The sequence below is a fragment of the Lysinibacillus sphaericus genome (genome assembly GCF_006864135.1).
Taxonomy (GTDB): domain Bacteria; phylum Bacillota; class Bacilli; order Bacillales_A; family Planococcaceae; genus Lysinibacillus.
In genome coordinates this window covers 106,232-122,041 of the sequence record NZ_SADV01000006.1, presented here as the reverse complement: position 1 = coordinate 122,041, position 15,810 = coordinate 106,232, and the positions used below count along the sequence as shown (strand labels likewise).

The following is a 15,810-nucleotide window of genomic DNA, read 5'->3' as shown; positions in this document are numbered from 1 at the left end:
ATAAAATAATACCTTAGGGGGTAACTATAGTGTCAGTTCTAAAATGGAGCGCAGCACAAGTAGCGAAAAAAGTAATTAACGATGAAGAACTATTTATTTTAGATGTTCGAAATGCGGATGCGTTTGAAGATTGGAAAATTGATGGCCATAAATTTGAATACCTCAATATTCCGTATTTTGAGCTATTAGATGGCGTTGAGGATATTTTACCGAAGATTCCAACGGGTAAAGATGTATTAGTCGTTTGTGCGAAAGAAGGATCATCGCTGATGGTAGCTGAGATGTTATCAGAAGCAGGACGTACGATCGCTTATTTAGAAGGTGGAATGAAAACGTGGAGTGAATATTTAGAACCGATTAAAGTTGGAGATTTAACAGATGGGGGTGAGCTTTATCAGTTTGTACGTTTAGGGAAGGGTTGCCTTTCTTATATGGTCATCTCTGAGGGTGAAGCAGCGATTATCGATGCTGTGCGTTTTACTGACGCATTTACAAGCTTTGCGGAAGAGAAAAACGTAAAAATTAAATATGTGTTCGATACACATTTGCATGCGGATCATATTTCTGGTGGGCGACATATAGCAGCTACTACTGGTGCGACGTATTATTTACCACCAAAAGATGCAGAGGAGGTTGTGTTTGACTATACACCTTTACTTGATGGAACAACTGTACAAGTTGGTGCCTCTCAAGTTGATGTAGGAGCGATTTATTCACCTGGTCATACAATTGGTTCAACGTCCTTTGTTGTGGATAACAAGTATTTATTAACTGGAGATATTTTGTTTATTGATTCAATTGGACGCCCTGATTTAGCGGGTCTAGCAGAAGATTGGGTGGGTGATTTACGTGAAACACTTTACAAACGATACAGAGAATTATCGGATGATTTAATTGTTTTACCGGCTCACTTTATGATTATTGATGAACTAAATGAAGATGGAACTGTAGCAAAACATCTTGGACAATTATTTGCCGAAAATCACGGCTTAAATATTAAAGATGAAGCAAAATTCCGAAGCGTCGTAACAGAGCATTTGCCTCCGCAGCCAAATGCATATCAAGAAATTCGTCAAGTAAATATGGGCAAGATTACCCCAACGCAGGATGAGCAAACAGAGATGGAAATTGGTCCGAATCGCTGCGCAGTTCGCTAGTTCGTTTAACTTATTTCAGCGGGTGTCCCAACATCCACTGAAATAGAGGACTCAGTTCTAAGAACACCACGAAATGCAATGAGTACGCATGCGTGGCAATAGCGTGTAAATGCCACGAAGCGAAGGTGTTCATCCTTCGGAAAGTCGTGAAAATCAAACAAACCGGCAAAATCGCTTACAACCTTTGCCGTTCCAAAGGAGAAAAATATGAAATCAAACTTACAACTAGATGCAAAGGGTTTATCTTGTCCAATGCCTATAGTGAAAACAAAAAAAGCGATAGATACATTAGTTTCAGGGGAAGTTTTAGAGGTTCAAGTAACGGATAAGGGAGCTTTAGCGGACATCCCTGCTTGGGCAAAAGCTGGCGGTCATATAATTTTAGATAAATCTGAAGATGCTGGCGTCATTACATTCTTTATTCAGAAAGCTTAAGACTGGTGGGGGTTGTCTATTTGAAGGTAGCACAGCCCTCCTTTCGTTATTGGTCCTTAGTGAAGTAACTGGAAAGAAGGAAAATTATGGATCTAACATGGATCATTACAATATTTTTAATTGGCTTTGTCGGTTCGTTTGTATCAGGAATGCTAGGAATTGGCGGAGCGATTATAAAATATCCAATGTTATTATACATCCCACCTTTACTAGGTTTTGCTGCTTTTTCAGCACATGAGGTATCAGGTATTAGTGCAGTAGAAGTGTTTTTTGCCTCTGCTGCTGGGGTGTGGACGTATCGAAAAAGTGGTTATTTAAATAAATCATTAATGATATATATGGGTGGTGCCGTATTAACAGGAAGTTTCATTGGTAGTTTTGGCTCCAAATTTTTATCTGAAGACGGCGTTAACATCGTTTATGGTGTATTGGCGTTGATTGCTGCAGTGATGATGTTTATTCCTAAAAAGCAAATTGACGACAAACCTTTAGATGAAGTAACGTTTAATAAACTAATAGCAGTTGTTTTAGCGTTTATTGTTGGTACTGGATCGGGGATTGTTGGGGCAGCTGGTGGTTTCTTGTTAGTACCTATCATGCTAGTAGTATTGGGCATACCAACACGTATGACAATCGCTACAAGCCTCGCTATTACTTTAATATCCTCAATAGGCGGGACAATTGGAAAATTGATGACGGGACAAGTTAATTATTACCCCGCGTTCATAATGATTATAGCTAGCCTAGTAGCTGCTCCACTAGGTGCAAAAGCTGGGAAAAAATTAAATACGAAAATTTTACAAGCTATGTTAGCGGTGCTTATATTGGCATCTGCTATTAAAATTTGGGTGGATATATTGTAGGAGGCGGTAGTCAATGAAAATTGAGGTTTTTTCGGATTTTACATGTCCGTTCTGCTATGTTGGCAAACGAGAATTGGAACGTGCTATTGACTTAGCGGGTTATTCAGGGCAGGTAGAAATTGAATATAAAGCATATCAAATTGGGCCAGATACGCCTAAGAAAGATGCACCAACTTTATATGATGGGATGGCCGCGAAGTTTAACTCTACGTTAAAAGAAGTAAAGGAAATAACAAAGGGCATAGCGAGACGTGCTGAAGAGGTTGACTTGCATTACAATTTTGAAGAAATGAAAACAGCCCATACTGAAAAAGCTCATCGATTGGCAAAATGGACAAGGAAGTTCGGTAAAGAGTCGGTTTATACGGAAGAGCTTATGAGTGGTTATTTTACGGAAGGAAAAGACTTAAACGATGAGAGGTTCTTGTTAAAAGTCATTGAAAATTTAGACTTAGATGTTGGAGTTGCAAAGGGTGTACTAGCATCAAACGACTTCAGTGAATCTTTAGACAAAGATCGATATGATGCCCAACAACTAGGTGTACAAAGTGTTCCGTTCTTTGTTTTCGAAAATCGTTACGGTATTAAAGGTGCGGAGCCAACTGATGTTTTTGTACGGACGTTACATCAAGCTGCAGAGATAGCGGGTATTCAGCCGGTATTAAAGATGATAGGTGATGGTGAAGCTATTTGTGCTGATGGTGAATGTAAATTATAAGAGAACACTAAAATGCCGGGCGTAATCTGTACTCGGCATTTTTATCTTCATTCAGCAATTTTTACTGTGCGAAAGCGGTAATTACGCCAAGGTGAAATTGATTAGGAAAAAGTGCATACTGCGAGAGGTATTAAGTCTCGTTTGATGTGTTATAGAACAAAAGAATTCATAACTTTATCCTCTAAATGGTTCTATTTACGTAAGGTGTGAGGGAAATCACATCGGAAAACATGCTGCTTTGCTAAAATATAGGTGATTATACAAAGGGGGGTATTGTAGATGAAACCTATAGTAGCAGGAGTAGCGGGGACAGTACTGTTAGCAGGTACACTTTTTGTGGGGGCAGTCATTAGCGACAAAATTTTAGGGGATGCTAAAGGAGAAAGTAAAGAAACTGCTGTACAAACAAAAATACCAACGACAGCGGCTGCTCAGTCAGTTGTCTATGCGCCACCAAGTATTGAAGAAGTACCAGATGGACCTATGAAGGAAGCAATATTATACGGCTATGAGCTTGTAAATAATACACATGTTGCTGCAGAAGAATATGTTGGGAATCAGTTGTCTTGCACAAGCTGTCATGCGGGGGCGGGTTATGATGAGCAAGTTTCGTCATTGGTAGGTGTTATGGCGAATTATCCTCAATATATTGCACGCTCAGGTGATATTGTAACGATTGAGGAGCGTATTAACGGTTGTATGGTTCGCAGTATGAACGGAAAGAAATTTGATATGAATAGTAAAGAGTTAGAAGCGATGGTCTCATACTTCGCCTATATTTCAGAAGGTGTACCTATTGGGGCAAGGCGTGAATGGGTAGGTACAAGTACTATGAAGAACATTCCTATACCGGATGTTACGAATGGTGAAGAAGTATATGCCCAGTCTTGTATTACTTGTCACGCAGCTGATGGCTCAGGTACTGGTGCTAATACAGGTCCGGCATTATGGGGTAAAAACTCATTCAATGATGGAGCGGGTATGGCGAGAATGTCGAAAATGGCTGGCTACATCAAACATAATATGCCGGTTGGTGCAGCAGGTACTTTGACAGATCAAAATGCAGCTGATTTAGCAGCCTTTATCTTATCGCAGGATCGACCTGAATGGGCAAATCACGATAAAGATTGGCCAAAAGGCGAACGTCCTAATGATGTTATGAATAAAGAAAAACGGGGACAAGTTAAAAATGGCACAATAAATTGGGAGCAAATACTCTCTGCTAAATAAAATGAAGAGAGAACATCCCTTGCGAGTAGAAATAATATTCGTTTCATCTACCTTTAGATAATTTATGTCTAAAGGTATTTTTTTATCTAAAGATGGAAATCTACATCTTGAGACTGTATATGTGCACGTTATCCTTCGATTTTTATATTTAATAATTATTACAGATTTTCTGCTTATCCAAAAAATTATGGATGACATTATATAAGTTGATTGGAGTTGAGACTGGGGACTCCTTGGGGATCAGCAATAAAGGAATGAAGGCTAAAAGCATCACGTCCTGTGATAACGCCTTCGTGACCAACATCGTGTTGGCCCGAGACCCTGGAGCGCAGCAGATGTTTTCTGTGCGAAAGCCGCTCAAAACCATTCCTTTATTAAAGAACTATTTCTCGGGTCAACCGTTCTATACATTAAAAGAAGTACAGGTCTTAATTTGTTATACTAGCAGTATTAGGAAGTAGCATCGGAGGTGACGCTGTTGATTTTTTTGAAATTTTTAATCGAACTCATTGTTGTATCAGTACTTATTTACTTTGTAAGTGGTCGATTAATTGGTTCAAATATTAATTTTATACGTAGGGTTCTTTCTGTAGTTATTAGTGTGACGCTTACGTCCTTTGTTTATTGGTATACCTATTTACGTCATACAGATTTTTTATACGAGCCAATGATGCAAACAGTGACAGAGGTCAGTACACTTGTTTGGATTGGCTGCATGCTACTAATTTCGATGCTGCTCTATCTCGTTTTTGAGCTTTTTGATCCAAGTGGTATGACAGCTAGAGATCGTCGGAATGGCAAAAAAAATATATTATTGCGCCTTCGTAGTTACTGGCGACAGCAAAAGCGTTTGCGTCAGGTGTTAAAAATAGCAGTGACAAATGGCGTTGTTCAAACGATTAAATACGCAAGACAACGAGAAAACGAAAAGGAGCTTGCTATTGCTTTAAGGATTACTTTGGAGCAATGTGGTGGGATATTTATTAAATTTGGTCAGGTACTATCTACTCGTAAGGAACTGTTTTCGCCTATTTTTATTGACGAGTTAGAGAAGCTACAACATAATGTGAAGCCTTTATCGTCAGAGCAAGTAACCCAAATTTTAGAAGATTCACTTCCTAAGCCTATGAATGAAATATTTGCAAGCTTTCAAATGGAGCCTATTGCGGCTGCATCTATCGGACAAGTACATAAGGCACGATTGAAAAATTTTGATGAAGTCGTGGTGAAGCTACTACGTCCAGAAGTGAAGGGAATCATGCGAGACGATCTCGATATTTTAGAGGAGTTTGCCAATTGGCTTTCAAACAAATCTACATGGGCTGAGTCGCTTGGGTTTCGAGAGCTAGCTAAAGGATTTGGCGATGGGTTACGTGAGGAAATTCATTTAGATATTGAAGCTCGTAATACATTGCAGGTGACGAATGCTCTTACAAAAAGCGATTATAAGGTGAAAATTCCTAAAATCTATACAGAATATTGTAATGGAAATATTATTGTCATGGAATATGTACGGGGGAAAAGCGTTGCAAATGCTGTGGCTGAATTTAATCGATTAGAAAATGATCGTAGGCAGTTTGCGCGGACTGTTTTATGTTCTTTCATTGAACAGATGCTTGTTTCGGGTATATTTCATGCAGATCCACATCCGGGAAATATTCAGATTGATGAGACGGATGGCACACCGATCCTTCTTGATTTTGGGGCTGTTGGCCGTTTGGGAGCTACACAACAAGAGGGCTTAAAGCTAATTTTAATGGGGATTCATCTAAGCGATTCAAATACTTTATTTGACGGCATAACATTATTGGTTGAAAATGCAGATCATGCAGATCGTGCAAAAATAGAGCAAGCAATTGATCAAATTCTCTTGAAAATTTCTTACGTGGATCGAATTCCGACAGAAGAATTAATACATGCGTTATTTACGGTTGTTCGTGATTTCGGTCTTACTTTCTATCCAGCAGTAGGTTTAGCGCTGCGTTCATTAGTAACATTGGAAGGGACATTACGGGTAATTGACCCGAATTTTGATATTTTCACGGAAGCGAAAGATTTTTCATCTGCATATATGCGAGCATCCTTCCTTAAGCCATTTAAAGAACCGATGGCAACGAAGGAACGTTTACAAGAAGAATTAGCAATGCTTATTCCGGCATTGCACAAAATGCCAAGACGAGTTAATCAGCTCATTCAACGGGTGGAGAGCGGAAAAATTACGTTACATCACGATGTTTTTTCGGATGAGGATAATGCTCGTTTTATTACAAATTTGTTTTCCCGTTTAGTCTTACTTCTCGTAGGTATTACCTTTGGGATTATTTCTGTAGCACTTTTAGCAATCTCGCAATTTATTCGTGAAGCGTACGCTGTTTACTTAAATACAGCTGCATACTTGGGATTGTTTTTATGTGCCATTCTTTTGGTACGCCTTTCTATCCAAGCGCTACGTTCTATGAGGCAATAGGAAGCACCAGCTTGGAGTGGAAATCAATCTTTGTTTATTGAAACACATTATTTATATCTATTCTTTTGCAACAAGATGAGGTAGGGGAAATGCTCCCTTACCTTTTTTATTTTAACTTCTTTCAGCAGATTCGGGATGCAATTATGTCGAGCCATAATGGGTAAATGTTCTCGTGAAATATTACAAAAACATTACAAAACAGAAATTGGGTCTAATGGTAAAGCAGTTAAAAACGTTGTTATGTAGAATAAAACGTAGTTTTGTAGAATTTAATAGAATTTACATGAATATTACAAGAATGTTGCGAGTTTTACTAAACGATTAAAAAGCCGTGAAATAGTATAAAAGTTATGCTAATAATGCTAAACTTTAAAAGGCTAATAAAATATAAGAGAAAATAAAATAATCGTTCCAGTGATTACATTAAAATACTAAGAGCGAAATTGACTAGTGAAGGGAAAGAATAACGTGGGTAAGCGCAATAAATGGCGTAAGTCGATGGTGCTAGCATTAGCACTAGCTGGCGGCTTATTATTTAATACAGTTCAACCAACCGTAGTGCACGCAGAAGAAACATCTCAACAAATGATTGATAAGAAAGCTAAAATAGATACAGAGGTTAAAAAGCTACAAGAAGAATTAACTAAACTACAAAAAGAGATCGATGAAAAAGTAAAAGTATTTAACAAAGTACAAGCAGATATTAAAGAAGTTGATGCAGATATTGTAGATACTAAAAAACGTATTGAGCAACGTTCAGCGATTTTAAATGATCGTATGGCTGCATACCAAGCTCAAGATAATACTGTGGGCGTTTATTTAAATGCTGTTCTTGAAGCAAAAAGCTTTGCAGATTTAATGGACCGTGTCGTAGCGGTAAAAACATTAATGGATGCTGACCAAGATTTAGTAGATCAACAAGAAGCTGATAAGGCTAACTTAGAGAAACAAAAAGCAACATTAGATGAAAAACAAAAAGAGCTTCAAAAGCAATTCCAAGAGCTTCAACAAAAGGAAAGCGAAATGGAAGTAAAAAAAGCTGAAAATGAAGCGAAATCTCTTGCGTTAAAGGCACAAATTGCAACGAAACAAGAAGAAGAACGTTTAGAAGCAGAACGTAAAGCAGCAGAGGAAGAAGCAGCTCGTTTACGTGCACTTCAAGCAGCTACTCCAGTAGTACAAGCAACAAATAACAACGTTAACGATAATACTAGTAACAGTAATACTAGCAACGCTAACAATAGTGGTAAAGCGAACAATGAAAAATCACCACAAAAAGTCGTTGTTGGTTCTGGTTCAGGTACTGCATCTTCGGGTGATGCAATTTCAACTGCAAAGCAATTCTTAGGCCGTAGCTATGTTTGGGGCGGCAGCAACCCATCAACAGGATTTGACTGTTCAGGTCTTGTACAATGGTCTTACAACCAAGCAGGCGTATCTTTACCACGTACAGCATCACAACAATATTTAGCAACACAACGTATTTCAGCAAGTGAAGCACGTGTAGGTGACCTAGTATTCTTCAGCTATGGTTCAGGCATAGCGCATGTAGGTATTTACTTAGGAAATAACACGATGATTGATGCTCAAAATAAAGGTGTTGTCATTGAATCACTTGATTGGTGGAATCAATATTTAGTAGGCTTCGGTCGTATTCAATAAGCCCTACTATTATATAGACGATTTAAATAGCGAAAAGGTCATCCTTGTAAAAAAATTACAAAGATGACCTTTTTTATTATTTGACGGTATTTAAGGCCCTCCGAGAAAAAATTATACAGCCAGATATAGATCCATTAATTTAGGCTCGACTACTCGATGAATAATGAGTAAAATAACATCTAAGATGAATAAATTTACATAAGTAGATATATTTACAACCATATTACCTGTTACTAAAATGAAAATAGAGCCGATGTAAGGTATAGCATCAATTATCCATATAATGATTGTCATCGTTATAGCGTATTTCACTTGGATTCATAGAAGGCTAATTCCAATTAAAAAGCTATCATGTAAAATGTGTCTTTATAGCCGAAAGAAATGTTTTCTTGCATATTGATACTCATTTCTGATAATTTTGAAATACAACAATTAGAGATCTTACTTTGAAATTAAACTGTTTGTGACTTTAGTTTCGTAGTAGTAAAGTAACGAATGATAGAAATTAATACAATACTTACAAGTTTGCCATTTTTGCGTTCATAAAGGTAGGGATGAATCATGGAAAAAGAGATTTTGCAACTTTTTAGTAATTTAACAGAGCGTGACCTTGATATTCAATACAAATCATACGAAGAATTAATGAAAATTATGCAGGAACCAGTTGATTGGACATATTCAGTTTGGGAACAACTTGTTCAAGCTCTTACATATAGAAATGGACATGTACGTGCAAGTGCTGCACAATTTTTATGCGCATTGGCAGCAAAAAGTGATCCTGAAGAAAGAGTATTAGAGGACTTCTTAAAGATTTGGGCAGTAACGTATGATGAAAAAACAGAAACTGCGAGACATACTTTGCAGGCGATTTGGAGAATAGGTTTAGCAGGGCAGGTACAAAGAGATTTAGTCGTGTCCTATTTGGCGAAAAGATTTCAAATATGCTTAGACGAAAAGCACCCGACATCGATACGCTATGATATAATTGTATCTTTTAAAAAGCTATTCGATGAAACGAAAGACCCGAAACTACTAGAGATTGCACAGCGATTGATTGAAGAAGAAGAAGATAGTAAATATAAAAAGAAATATAAGAATGCCATCCGTTAAAAGATGTAAAATAGCTGTTTTTGCGCAAATGCTTTCGTTGAGAGATAGCTTTTATAACATCAATCTATGAAATATAATACCTGCACGGGCATATGGTGATACCTGCATGATCTTTACCCATCGTATTTGTTTATTCTAATTCCACATCTATTTTTTCCTATTAATCTATGATAAACTGCTTAACAAGTGAATAATTCTTGCAGAATAAGGGTGCTGAACTATAGCATAATCGGGAATTCGGTGAAAAACCGAAGCTGTTTCCGCAACTGTAAGTACAGGGATCATAAAGATATACCACTGTCGAATGATCTGATGGGAAAGTTTATGACGCACGACATGATTGAATGTAGTGAACTGTACAAGCCAGGAGACCAACCTTTGTTTGAACGTATGATAACTCTTCGGAAGCTAGGAGAATATGCGGCAATTACATAGGCTTTGTTGTGTATATGACACTATTTATGTTATTTTCGTTGTTTCCTTAGGAATGGGAACAACGTTTTTTTATGTACACTTATCTTTCACCGGAAGAAATTCTAAGAAGGTGTGAATAAAGTAGAATTTTTCACGAAGGAAGGCGGGGACTTAGATTTGAAAAAAGATGCACGTTATTCTTGTTATCCATTTATGCGTGAAAAGGCATCGACGGTAGATTTTGAAATTCGAACAGATAGCCTTACAACACATATTGGCGTCGCTTTGGCGGCGGTAAAAAAGGAAACAGTGGAGGTAGTATCAGATGATTTACTAGCCATTTTACCAATGGCTTACCATGTAAATGGGTCAGTACGAGGTAAATTGGCGGTAACCGAAGATGATTTGACTTGGCTAAGTGATCGCTATGATTTCTATGTTAGTCATGTTCAGGATGAAATACAGAACTTTGTATTACCTCAAGGGACAGAGGCTGCTACTGCATTACATGTATGCCGTAGTGAGGCGAAAAAATCATATCGTGTTTTGCACAAAGTATCTGAAGAACGGGAAGTACCTGCTATTCTCTTTGATTATTTAGGATTGCTAGCCAATGTCTTTTTTGTAATGGCTGTTTATATGAATCAGCATGCTGGTATTGCTGAAATACCGTTTATTAGTAAGTCATACCCGATGAAAAAGAAAAAGGAGAATCAATGAAATGAAGAAAATGTTTAAGCTACAATGGCTTTCTGTGTTGATGCTGGCCCTCGTATTAGTTGGCTGCGGCACGAAAGAGGATACAAAAAAAGAAACTGTTTCTAAAGAAGATCAACAAGTTGAGAAAACTACTAGCTATAAAGTTAAGGATGATCGTGGTGTAGAAGTAGAGTTTAATGCAGTACCTAAAACTATTGTTTCATTACAACCGAGTAATACAGAGATTTTATTTGCGCTAGGCGTTGGCGATAAAATCGTAGGTGCAACTGAGTATGATACGTATCCAGAAGAAGCGCAAAAAATTGAGCGTGTTTCTACTTCTACAACATTCAATAGCGAGCGTATTTTAGCACTAAAGCCAGATGTCGTTATTGCCTATACAACCGGAGGCAAAGATGAAGAAAATTTAAATGCATTAAAAGGCCTTGAGGATGCGGGTATTAAAGTGTTTGCCATTCAATCAGCTAAATCATTTGATGATGTTTATGGGGATATTGAACAAGTCGCAACGGTTATGGGCATCAAAGATAAAGGCGACAAGTTAAATGAAGATATTAAAGGTAAAATTGCAGATGTCCAAGCGAAAGTTAAAGATGTGAAAGAACCAAAAAATATCTATTTAGAAATTAGTCCAAAGCCAGACATCTATACAGCTGGTTCTGGTACATTCCAACAAGAAATTTTAAATGCTGCAAATGTTAACAACGTTTTTGCTGACCTTAAAAGCTGGGCAAAAGTATCTGAGGAAGATATTATTGCGAAAAATCCAGATGTCATTTTAACAACAATAAACTATGTGAAAGACCCAGCGGCAGAAATTCTTTCTCGTGATGGATGGAATTCAATCACTGCTATTCAAAATAAAGCGGTTTATTCTATAGATACTGATATTTCAAACCGTCCGGGTCCACGTATTGGCGAAGCAGTTGAGTTAATCGCAAAAGCAGTATACCCTGAGTTATTTAAATAGTCTAATTGAAAAAGCGTATTTTGAAGCTGTCCTTTATGGGCAGCTTTTTTGATGATCGGATAAGGTGGATAACTGCTCCGCTATGTGAAAAAGTGAACAGGTGAAGTGGATAACTGCTCCGCTATGATGAAAAAGTGATCGTGTGAAGTGGATAACTGTTCCGCTTTGCTGAAGAAGTGATTAGGAGAAGTGGATAACTGCTCTGCTATGATGAAAAAGTGAACAGGTGAAGTGGATAACTGCTCCGCTATGATGAAAAAGTGATCGTGTGAAGTGGATAACTGTTCCGCTTTGCTGAAGAAGTGATTAGGAGAAGTGGATAACTGCTCTGCTATGATGAAGAAGTGAACAGGTAGGGTGGATAACTGCTCCGCTATGATGAAGAAGTGATCGTGTGAAGTGGATAACTGCTCCGCTATGATGAAAAAGTGAACAGGTAGGGTGGATAACTGTTCCGCTTTGCTGAAGAAGTGATTAGGAGAAGTGGATAACTGCTCTGCTATGATGAAAAAGTGAACAGGTGAAATGGATAACTGCTCCGCTTTGCTGAAGAAGTGATCGTGTGAAGTGGATAACTGCTCAGCTTTGATGAAAAAGTGATCAGGTAATACGGCCACCTTCTCCTCTTCAATAAAGTATTGCTTAAATTCCCCTCATCGCTCGAAGTAGTGTATGACATACCTAGTGTGAAAATTGGTATTATATCGGATTGTTTTATAATATAGAAGTAAGAATGCTTGCTAACAGAGAGAGGTGCAGTGAGTGAAACAGTTTGATGTGAAGATTGTTCCGTTTGAAGCAGTTTATAATTTTCGTGATATGGGTGGTTATAAGTCTAGAGATGGACGTGCTGTTAAGAATGGTTTGATTTATCGTTCAGCAGCACTTGGTAAAATGACGAAAGCAGATAAGGAGCTATTTAAAACGCTTGGTGTGAAAACAATTTTTGATTATCGAGACAACCATGAGGCTCAAAATAATCCTAATCCGGTATTTCCATATGCCAAGTATCTTCAAATACCAGCAAAGGGAAATCATGCTTTTGAGATGCCTACAAACACTGGTGGAAAAGATTTTTATAAGGTTGTAAGCCTAGAGATGTTCCGAGAATTTTATGCGCAAATGCCTTTTAATAATGACTCGTTTAAAAAGTTAATAGCAACGATTCAACATCCTGAAAATTTAGGGCTTGTTCATCATTGTGCGGTGGGAAAGGATCGAACAGGTATTGGTAGCGCACTTATTTTACTTGCTTTAGATGTACCTGAGGAAACAATCATGGAGGACTATTTAAATACAAATATATATCTACGTCCCTTAGTAGAACGAATGGCTCAGACAATTCAGCTAGGTTATAGCGATCAAGAATTGCAGCAATTTTATGCTTTAATGTCGGCCCGTGAGGACTATTTACAAGCGGCATTTGATGCAATGGATAACCGATACGGCTCTAAGACCGCTTTTTTAGAGCAAGAGTTTGGTTTAACAACAGAAAAACGTAAGCAATTGCAGGATCATTACTTAATATGATAAGAAACCCTTTCGCATAAAATTGTGAGAGGGGTTTTTACGTATTATACTAGCTTTACAATGTTTCATTATAAAAACTCTTTACACCTTAAAAATCTATGATAAGATACTATATATTTTTATCCCGCTGTAACGGGTAGTCATTTAACTGTACCGAAAGTGAAGCGTCAGGTACAAAACTCTCATCACAAAATTGGTAGTGGGGAAAATAACCGCACGTAAAATCTTTATGAAGCGTATAGGAGAAGTTGAAATTGTCAGACACAGTAAGAGAAAGTGATTTAAAAGAGCCAAATAAGTTAAGCTTGTTCCATTTAACGTGGCCGATATTTTTAGAAGTATTTTTATTCATGTTAATGGGATTAGCAGATACTTTTATGCTCAGTGCTTTATCAGATAATGCAGTATCAGGGGTTGGTGCAGCCAATCAGTATATTCATATTGCAATTTTAATACTTGAAGTAGTTGGTAATGGTGCTTCCATTGTTGTATCTCAATACTTAGGTTCAAGGCGCATTTTTGAAGCTGCGAAAATTTCCGCTTTAGCAGTAACGATGAATTTGATCGTTGGACTAATGATGAGTGTCTTATTTTTCTTCTTTTCGAGTCATTTAATGACCATGATGAACTTGCAGGGAGAAGTGCTTAAATATGCCCAAAGCTATTTAGTAATCATAGGAAGCTTTATTTTTTTACAGGCAATTATAAATGCGTTAGCAGCGATTATCCGTGTACATGGATGGACAAAGCAAACGATGTATGTATCACTAGGTATGAATGTGTTACACGTTGTATTAAACTACGGTTTAATCTTTGGTAACCTAGGATTACCGGAGTTAGGTGTAAAAGGAGCGGCAATTTCCTCGGTTGTAAGTCGGGGATTAGCGGTTCTTGTGTTTTTCTGGCTGTTGTATCAAGTCATGGAAGTAAGAGTAAAGCTAGAGTATTATTTCGAGTATTCAAAGGAATATGTTCGAAAAATATTAAATATAGGCTTACCGTCAGCATTTGAGCAGGTGCTTTATCAGTTTTGTCAGATTGTCTTCCTTTATTATGCAACGTATTTAGGCTCAGAGACACTTGCTGCAAGACAATATGCTATGAATATTTCGATGTTTACATATTTATTTGCGATTGCAATCGGGACGGGTACAGCTATAATTATTGGGCGAAATGTCGGTGCTGGTAAAAAAGATCAAGCTTATCATCAGCTTTGGTTAAGTGTACGAGCAGCTTTTGCCTTTACGATAACTATGGTTGTAGTTGTGACGATATTCCGTAAGCAACTTATGTACGTTTTCACTGATAATTCAGAGGTAATAGCTATCGGAGCATCTGTCTTAGCATTAAGCATTCTACTTGAAACAGGGCGTACAATGAATATTGTTGTTATTAACTCGTTGCGTGCCTCAGGGGATGCAAGATTCCCGGTGAAAATCGGTTTCTTATCAATGGTATGTATGAGTCTTCCACTCGGGTACTTGTTCGTATTCGTTTTACATTGGGGATTAGTAGGTATTTGGCTTGCGATTTCAGCAGATGAATGGATGCGAGCCATTATTGTATACTTTAGATGGAGAAGTCGTAAGTGGGAGCGTTTTGCACTTGTTTCACCTACAGAACAACAGGAGGCGAATTAATGGGAGCACTTTCTAAAAGAGCTGCAGGGGCAGCTTTAATGGATAAAAATATAACAGTTTTTGCTTGTCCAATTTGTCAGGAGTCAATGAGTGTATTTGAGCAAGGGAGATTAGTATGTTCCTCAAATCATTCTTTTGATATTGCCAAGCAGGGCTACGTCAATATGCTGGCACATAGTGCGATTTCTAAGTACAGTAAAGACCTCTTTGAATCTCGAAAAGCGGTTATTGATAGTGGCATCTATGATTTGATAGAAGAAAAAATCAGAGAGCTAATTGCAAGTGCAGAAACCGTGCTTGATACAGGGTGTGGTGAGGGTTCGCATTTAGCCCGTATTATGAAAGATAAAAAAGGTAACAGTATTGGCATAGGTATTGATATAGCGAAAGAAGGCATACTTGCTGCATCCCGACATTATCCAGAGCAAATTTGGTGTGTTGGTGATTTAGCGAAAAGTCCATTTGCAAAATCAAGCTTCGATGCCATATTAAATATTTTATCGCCTGCCAATTACGAAGAGTTTAAACGTTTATTAACCGAGAATGGTTGTGTTGTTAAGGTTGTACCTCAAAGCGGGTACTTACATGAGCTTCGATCACAATTATATGCGGATTCTACTAAAGAGTCCTATTCGAATGAACAAATCGTTGCTCGCTTTAAAGAAAGCTTTGCCGATGTTCGTGTAGAACGTATTACGTATACGGTACCACTAGCTACAGAGCTTGTGCCAGCACTGCTTGAAATGACACCGATGGGCTGGCATAAAAAAGAAGGAGTCAATATCCGGTTAACTGAAATTACGATTGATGTTGATGTATTAGTGGGAAGAGTCTAGTTATTTCACATGCAATTGCGATATACTGGTCTTTTCGATTACAATGGGTATAACTATT

At 37.8% G+C, this 15,810-nt stretch carries 15 protein-coding genes and 1 riboswitch; of the genes, 13 read left to right on the top strand and 2 right to left on the bottom strand.

Annotation, left to right across the window (positions count from 1 at the left end; all coding sequences use genetic code 11):
* Positions 1-29 precede the first annotated feature (29 nt).
* From C7Y47_RS09635 to C7Y47_RS09605, 7 genes are all read left to right on the top strand, one after another.
* Positions 30-1,157, top strand: coding sequence for an MBL fold metallo-hydrolase (locus tag C7Y47_RS09635; RefSeq protein WP_142508585.1), 1,128 nt, complete (start codon positions 30-32; stop codon positions 1,155-1,157).
* A gap of 207 nt (positions 1,158-1,364) precedes the next feature.
* On the top strand, positions 1,365-1,592 hold the full coding sequence (locus tag C7Y47_RS09630; RefSeq protein WP_142508584.1) for a sulfurtransferase TusA family protein: 228 nt from the start codon (positions 1,365-1,367) through the stop codon (positions 1,590-1,592).
* An 86-nt stretch (positions 1,593-1,678) separates the two neighbouring features.
* On the top strand, positions 1,679-2,455 hold the full coding sequence (locus tag C7Y47_RS09625; protein WP_142508583.1) for a sulfite exporter TauE/SafE family protein: 777 nt from the start codon (positions 1,679-1,681) through the stop codon (positions 2,453-2,455).
* Positions 2,456-2,468: 13 nt separating this feature from the next.
* Positions 2,469-3,173 carry a DsbA family oxidoreductase gene (locus C7Y47_RS09620; RefSeq protein ID WP_142508582.1) on the top strand — a complete coding sequence of 235 codons (705 nt, stop codon included), beginning with the start codon at positions 2,469-2,471 and terminating at the stop codon, positions 3,171-3,173.
* Between the two features lie 279 nt (positions 3,174-3,452).
* A complete protein-coding gene (locus C7Y47_RS09615) occupies positions 3,453-4,403 on the top strand; it encodes a c-type cytochrome (protein WP_142508581.1) in 951 nt (316 codons plus the stop codon).
* A 478-nt stretch (positions 4,404-4,881) separates the two neighbouring features.
* On the top strand, positions 4,882-6,870 hold the full coding sequence (locus C7Y47_RS09610; protein ID WP_142508580.1) for an ABC1 kinase family protein: 1,989 nt from the start codon (positions 4,882-4,884) through the stop codon (positions 6,868-6,870).
* Positions 6,871-7,338: 468 nt separating this feature from the next.
* A complete protein-coding gene (locus C7Y47_RS09605; protein ID WP_305067648.1) occupies positions 7,339-8,532 on the top strand; it encodes a C40 family peptidase in 1,194 nt (397 codons plus the stop codon).
* Between the two features lie 111 nt (positions 8,533-8,643).
* On the opposite strand, the gene C7Y47_RS09600 is transcribed toward C7Y47_RS09605, so the two are convergent.
* Positions 8,644-8,826 carry a hypothetical protein gene (locus tag C7Y47_RS09600; protein WP_142508578.1) on the bottom strand — a complete coding sequence of 61 codons (183 nt, stop codon included), beginning with the start codon at positions 8,824-8,826 and terminating at the stop codon, positions 8,644-8,646.
* Positions 8,827-9,093: 267 nt separating this feature from the next.
* Between C7Y47_RS09600 and C7Y47_RS09595 the strand changes: the two genes are divergently transcribed.
* The 3 genes from C7Y47_RS09595 (at position 9,094) to C7Y47_RS09585 (ending at position 11,746) form a co-directional block, all read left to right on the top strand.
* Complete coding sequence (locus C7Y47_RS09595) at positions 9,094-9,642, top strand: hypothetical protein (protein WP_142508577.1); 549 nt, start codon at positions 9,094-9,096, stop codon at positions 9,640-9,642.
* A gap of 190 nt (positions 9,643-9,832) precedes the next feature.
* Positions 9,833-10,036, top strand: a riboswitch (cobalamin riboswitch).
* Positions 10,037-10,233: 197 nt separating this feature from the next.
* On the top strand, positions 10,234-10,776 hold the full coding sequence (locus C7Y47_RS09590) for an ATP:cob(I)alamin adenosyltransferase (RefSeq protein ID WP_142508726.1): 543 nt from the start codon (positions 10,234-10,236) through the stop codon (positions 10,774-10,776).
* A gap of 1 nt (position 10,777) precedes the next feature.
* A complete protein-coding gene (locus tag C7Y47_RS09585) occupies positions 10,778-11,746 on the top strand; it encodes an ABC transporter substrate-binding protein (RefSeq protein ID WP_142508576.1) in 969 nt (322 codons plus the stop codon).
* Between the two features lie 80 nt (positions 11,747-11,826).
* Here C7Y47_RS09585 and C7Y47_RS09580 read toward each other — a convergent pair whose 3' ends face one another.
* Positions 11,827-12,363 (bottom strand): hypothetical protein, encoded by a 537-nt coding sequence (locus C7Y47_RS09580; RefSeq protein WP_142508575.1) that lies wholly within the window; start codon positions 12,361-12,363, stop codon positions 11,827-11,829.
* Positions 12,364-12,508: 145 nt separating this feature from the next.
* On the opposite strand from C7Y47_RS09580, the gene C7Y47_RS09575 reads away from it, so the two are divergent.
* From C7Y47_RS09575 to C7Y47_RS09565, 3 genes are all read left to right on the top strand, one after another.
* On the top strand, positions 12,509-13,276 hold the full coding sequence (locus tag C7Y47_RS09575) for a tyrosine-protein phosphatase (RefSeq protein WP_142508574.1): 768 nt from the start codon (positions 12,509-12,511) through the stop codon (positions 13,274-13,276).
* Positions 13,277-13,530: 254 nt separating this feature from the next.
* Positions 13,531-14,916, top strand: a complete 1,386-nt coding sequence (locus C7Y47_RS09570) for an MATE family efflux transporter (protein ID WP_142508573.1) — start codon at positions 13,531-13,533, stop codon at positions 14,914-14,916.
* Positions 14,916-15,752, top strand: coding sequence for a putative RNA methyltransferase (locus C7Y47_RS09565; protein ID WP_142508572.1), 837 nt, complete (start codon positions 14,916-14,918; stop codon positions 15,750-15,752). Before C7Y47_RS09570 ends, C7Y47_RS09565 begins: the two co-directional genes overlap by 1 nt.
* The last annotated feature ends 58 nt before the right edge of the window (positions 15,753-15,810 follow it).

Coding starts and splice junctions, on each gene's coding strand:
- C7Y47_RS09630 (WP_142508584.1), top strand. CDS start 1,365: ATGAAATCAAACTTACAACTAGATGCAAAGGGTTTATCTTGTCCAATG.
- C7Y47_RS09625 (WP_142508583.1), top strand. CDS start 1,679: ATGGATCTAACATGGATCATTACAATATTTTTAATTGGCTTTGTCGGT.
- C7Y47_RS09620 (WP_142508582.1), top strand. CDS start 2,469: ATGAAAATTGAGGTTTTTTCGGATTTTACATGTCCGTTCTGCTATGTT.
- C7Y47_RS09615 (WP_142508581.1), top strand. CDS start 3,453: ATGAAACCTATAGTAGCAGGAGTAGCGGGGACAGTACTGTTAGCAGGT.
- C7Y47_RS09600 (WP_142508578.1), bottom strand. CDS start 8,826: ATGACAATCATTATATGGATAATTGATGCTATACCTTACATCGGCTCT.
- C7Y47_RS09595 (WP_142508577.1), top strand. CDS start 9,094: ATGGAAAAAGAGATTTTGCAACTTTTTAGTAATTTAACAGAGCGTGAC.
- C7Y47_RS09585 (WP_142508576.1), top strand. CDS start 10,778: ATGAAGAAAATGTTTAAGCTACAATGGCTTTCTGTGTTGATGCTGGCC.
- C7Y47_RS09565 (WP_142508572.1), top strand. CDS start 14,916: ATGGGAGCACTTTCTAAAAGAGCTGCAGGGGCAGCTTTAATGGATAAA.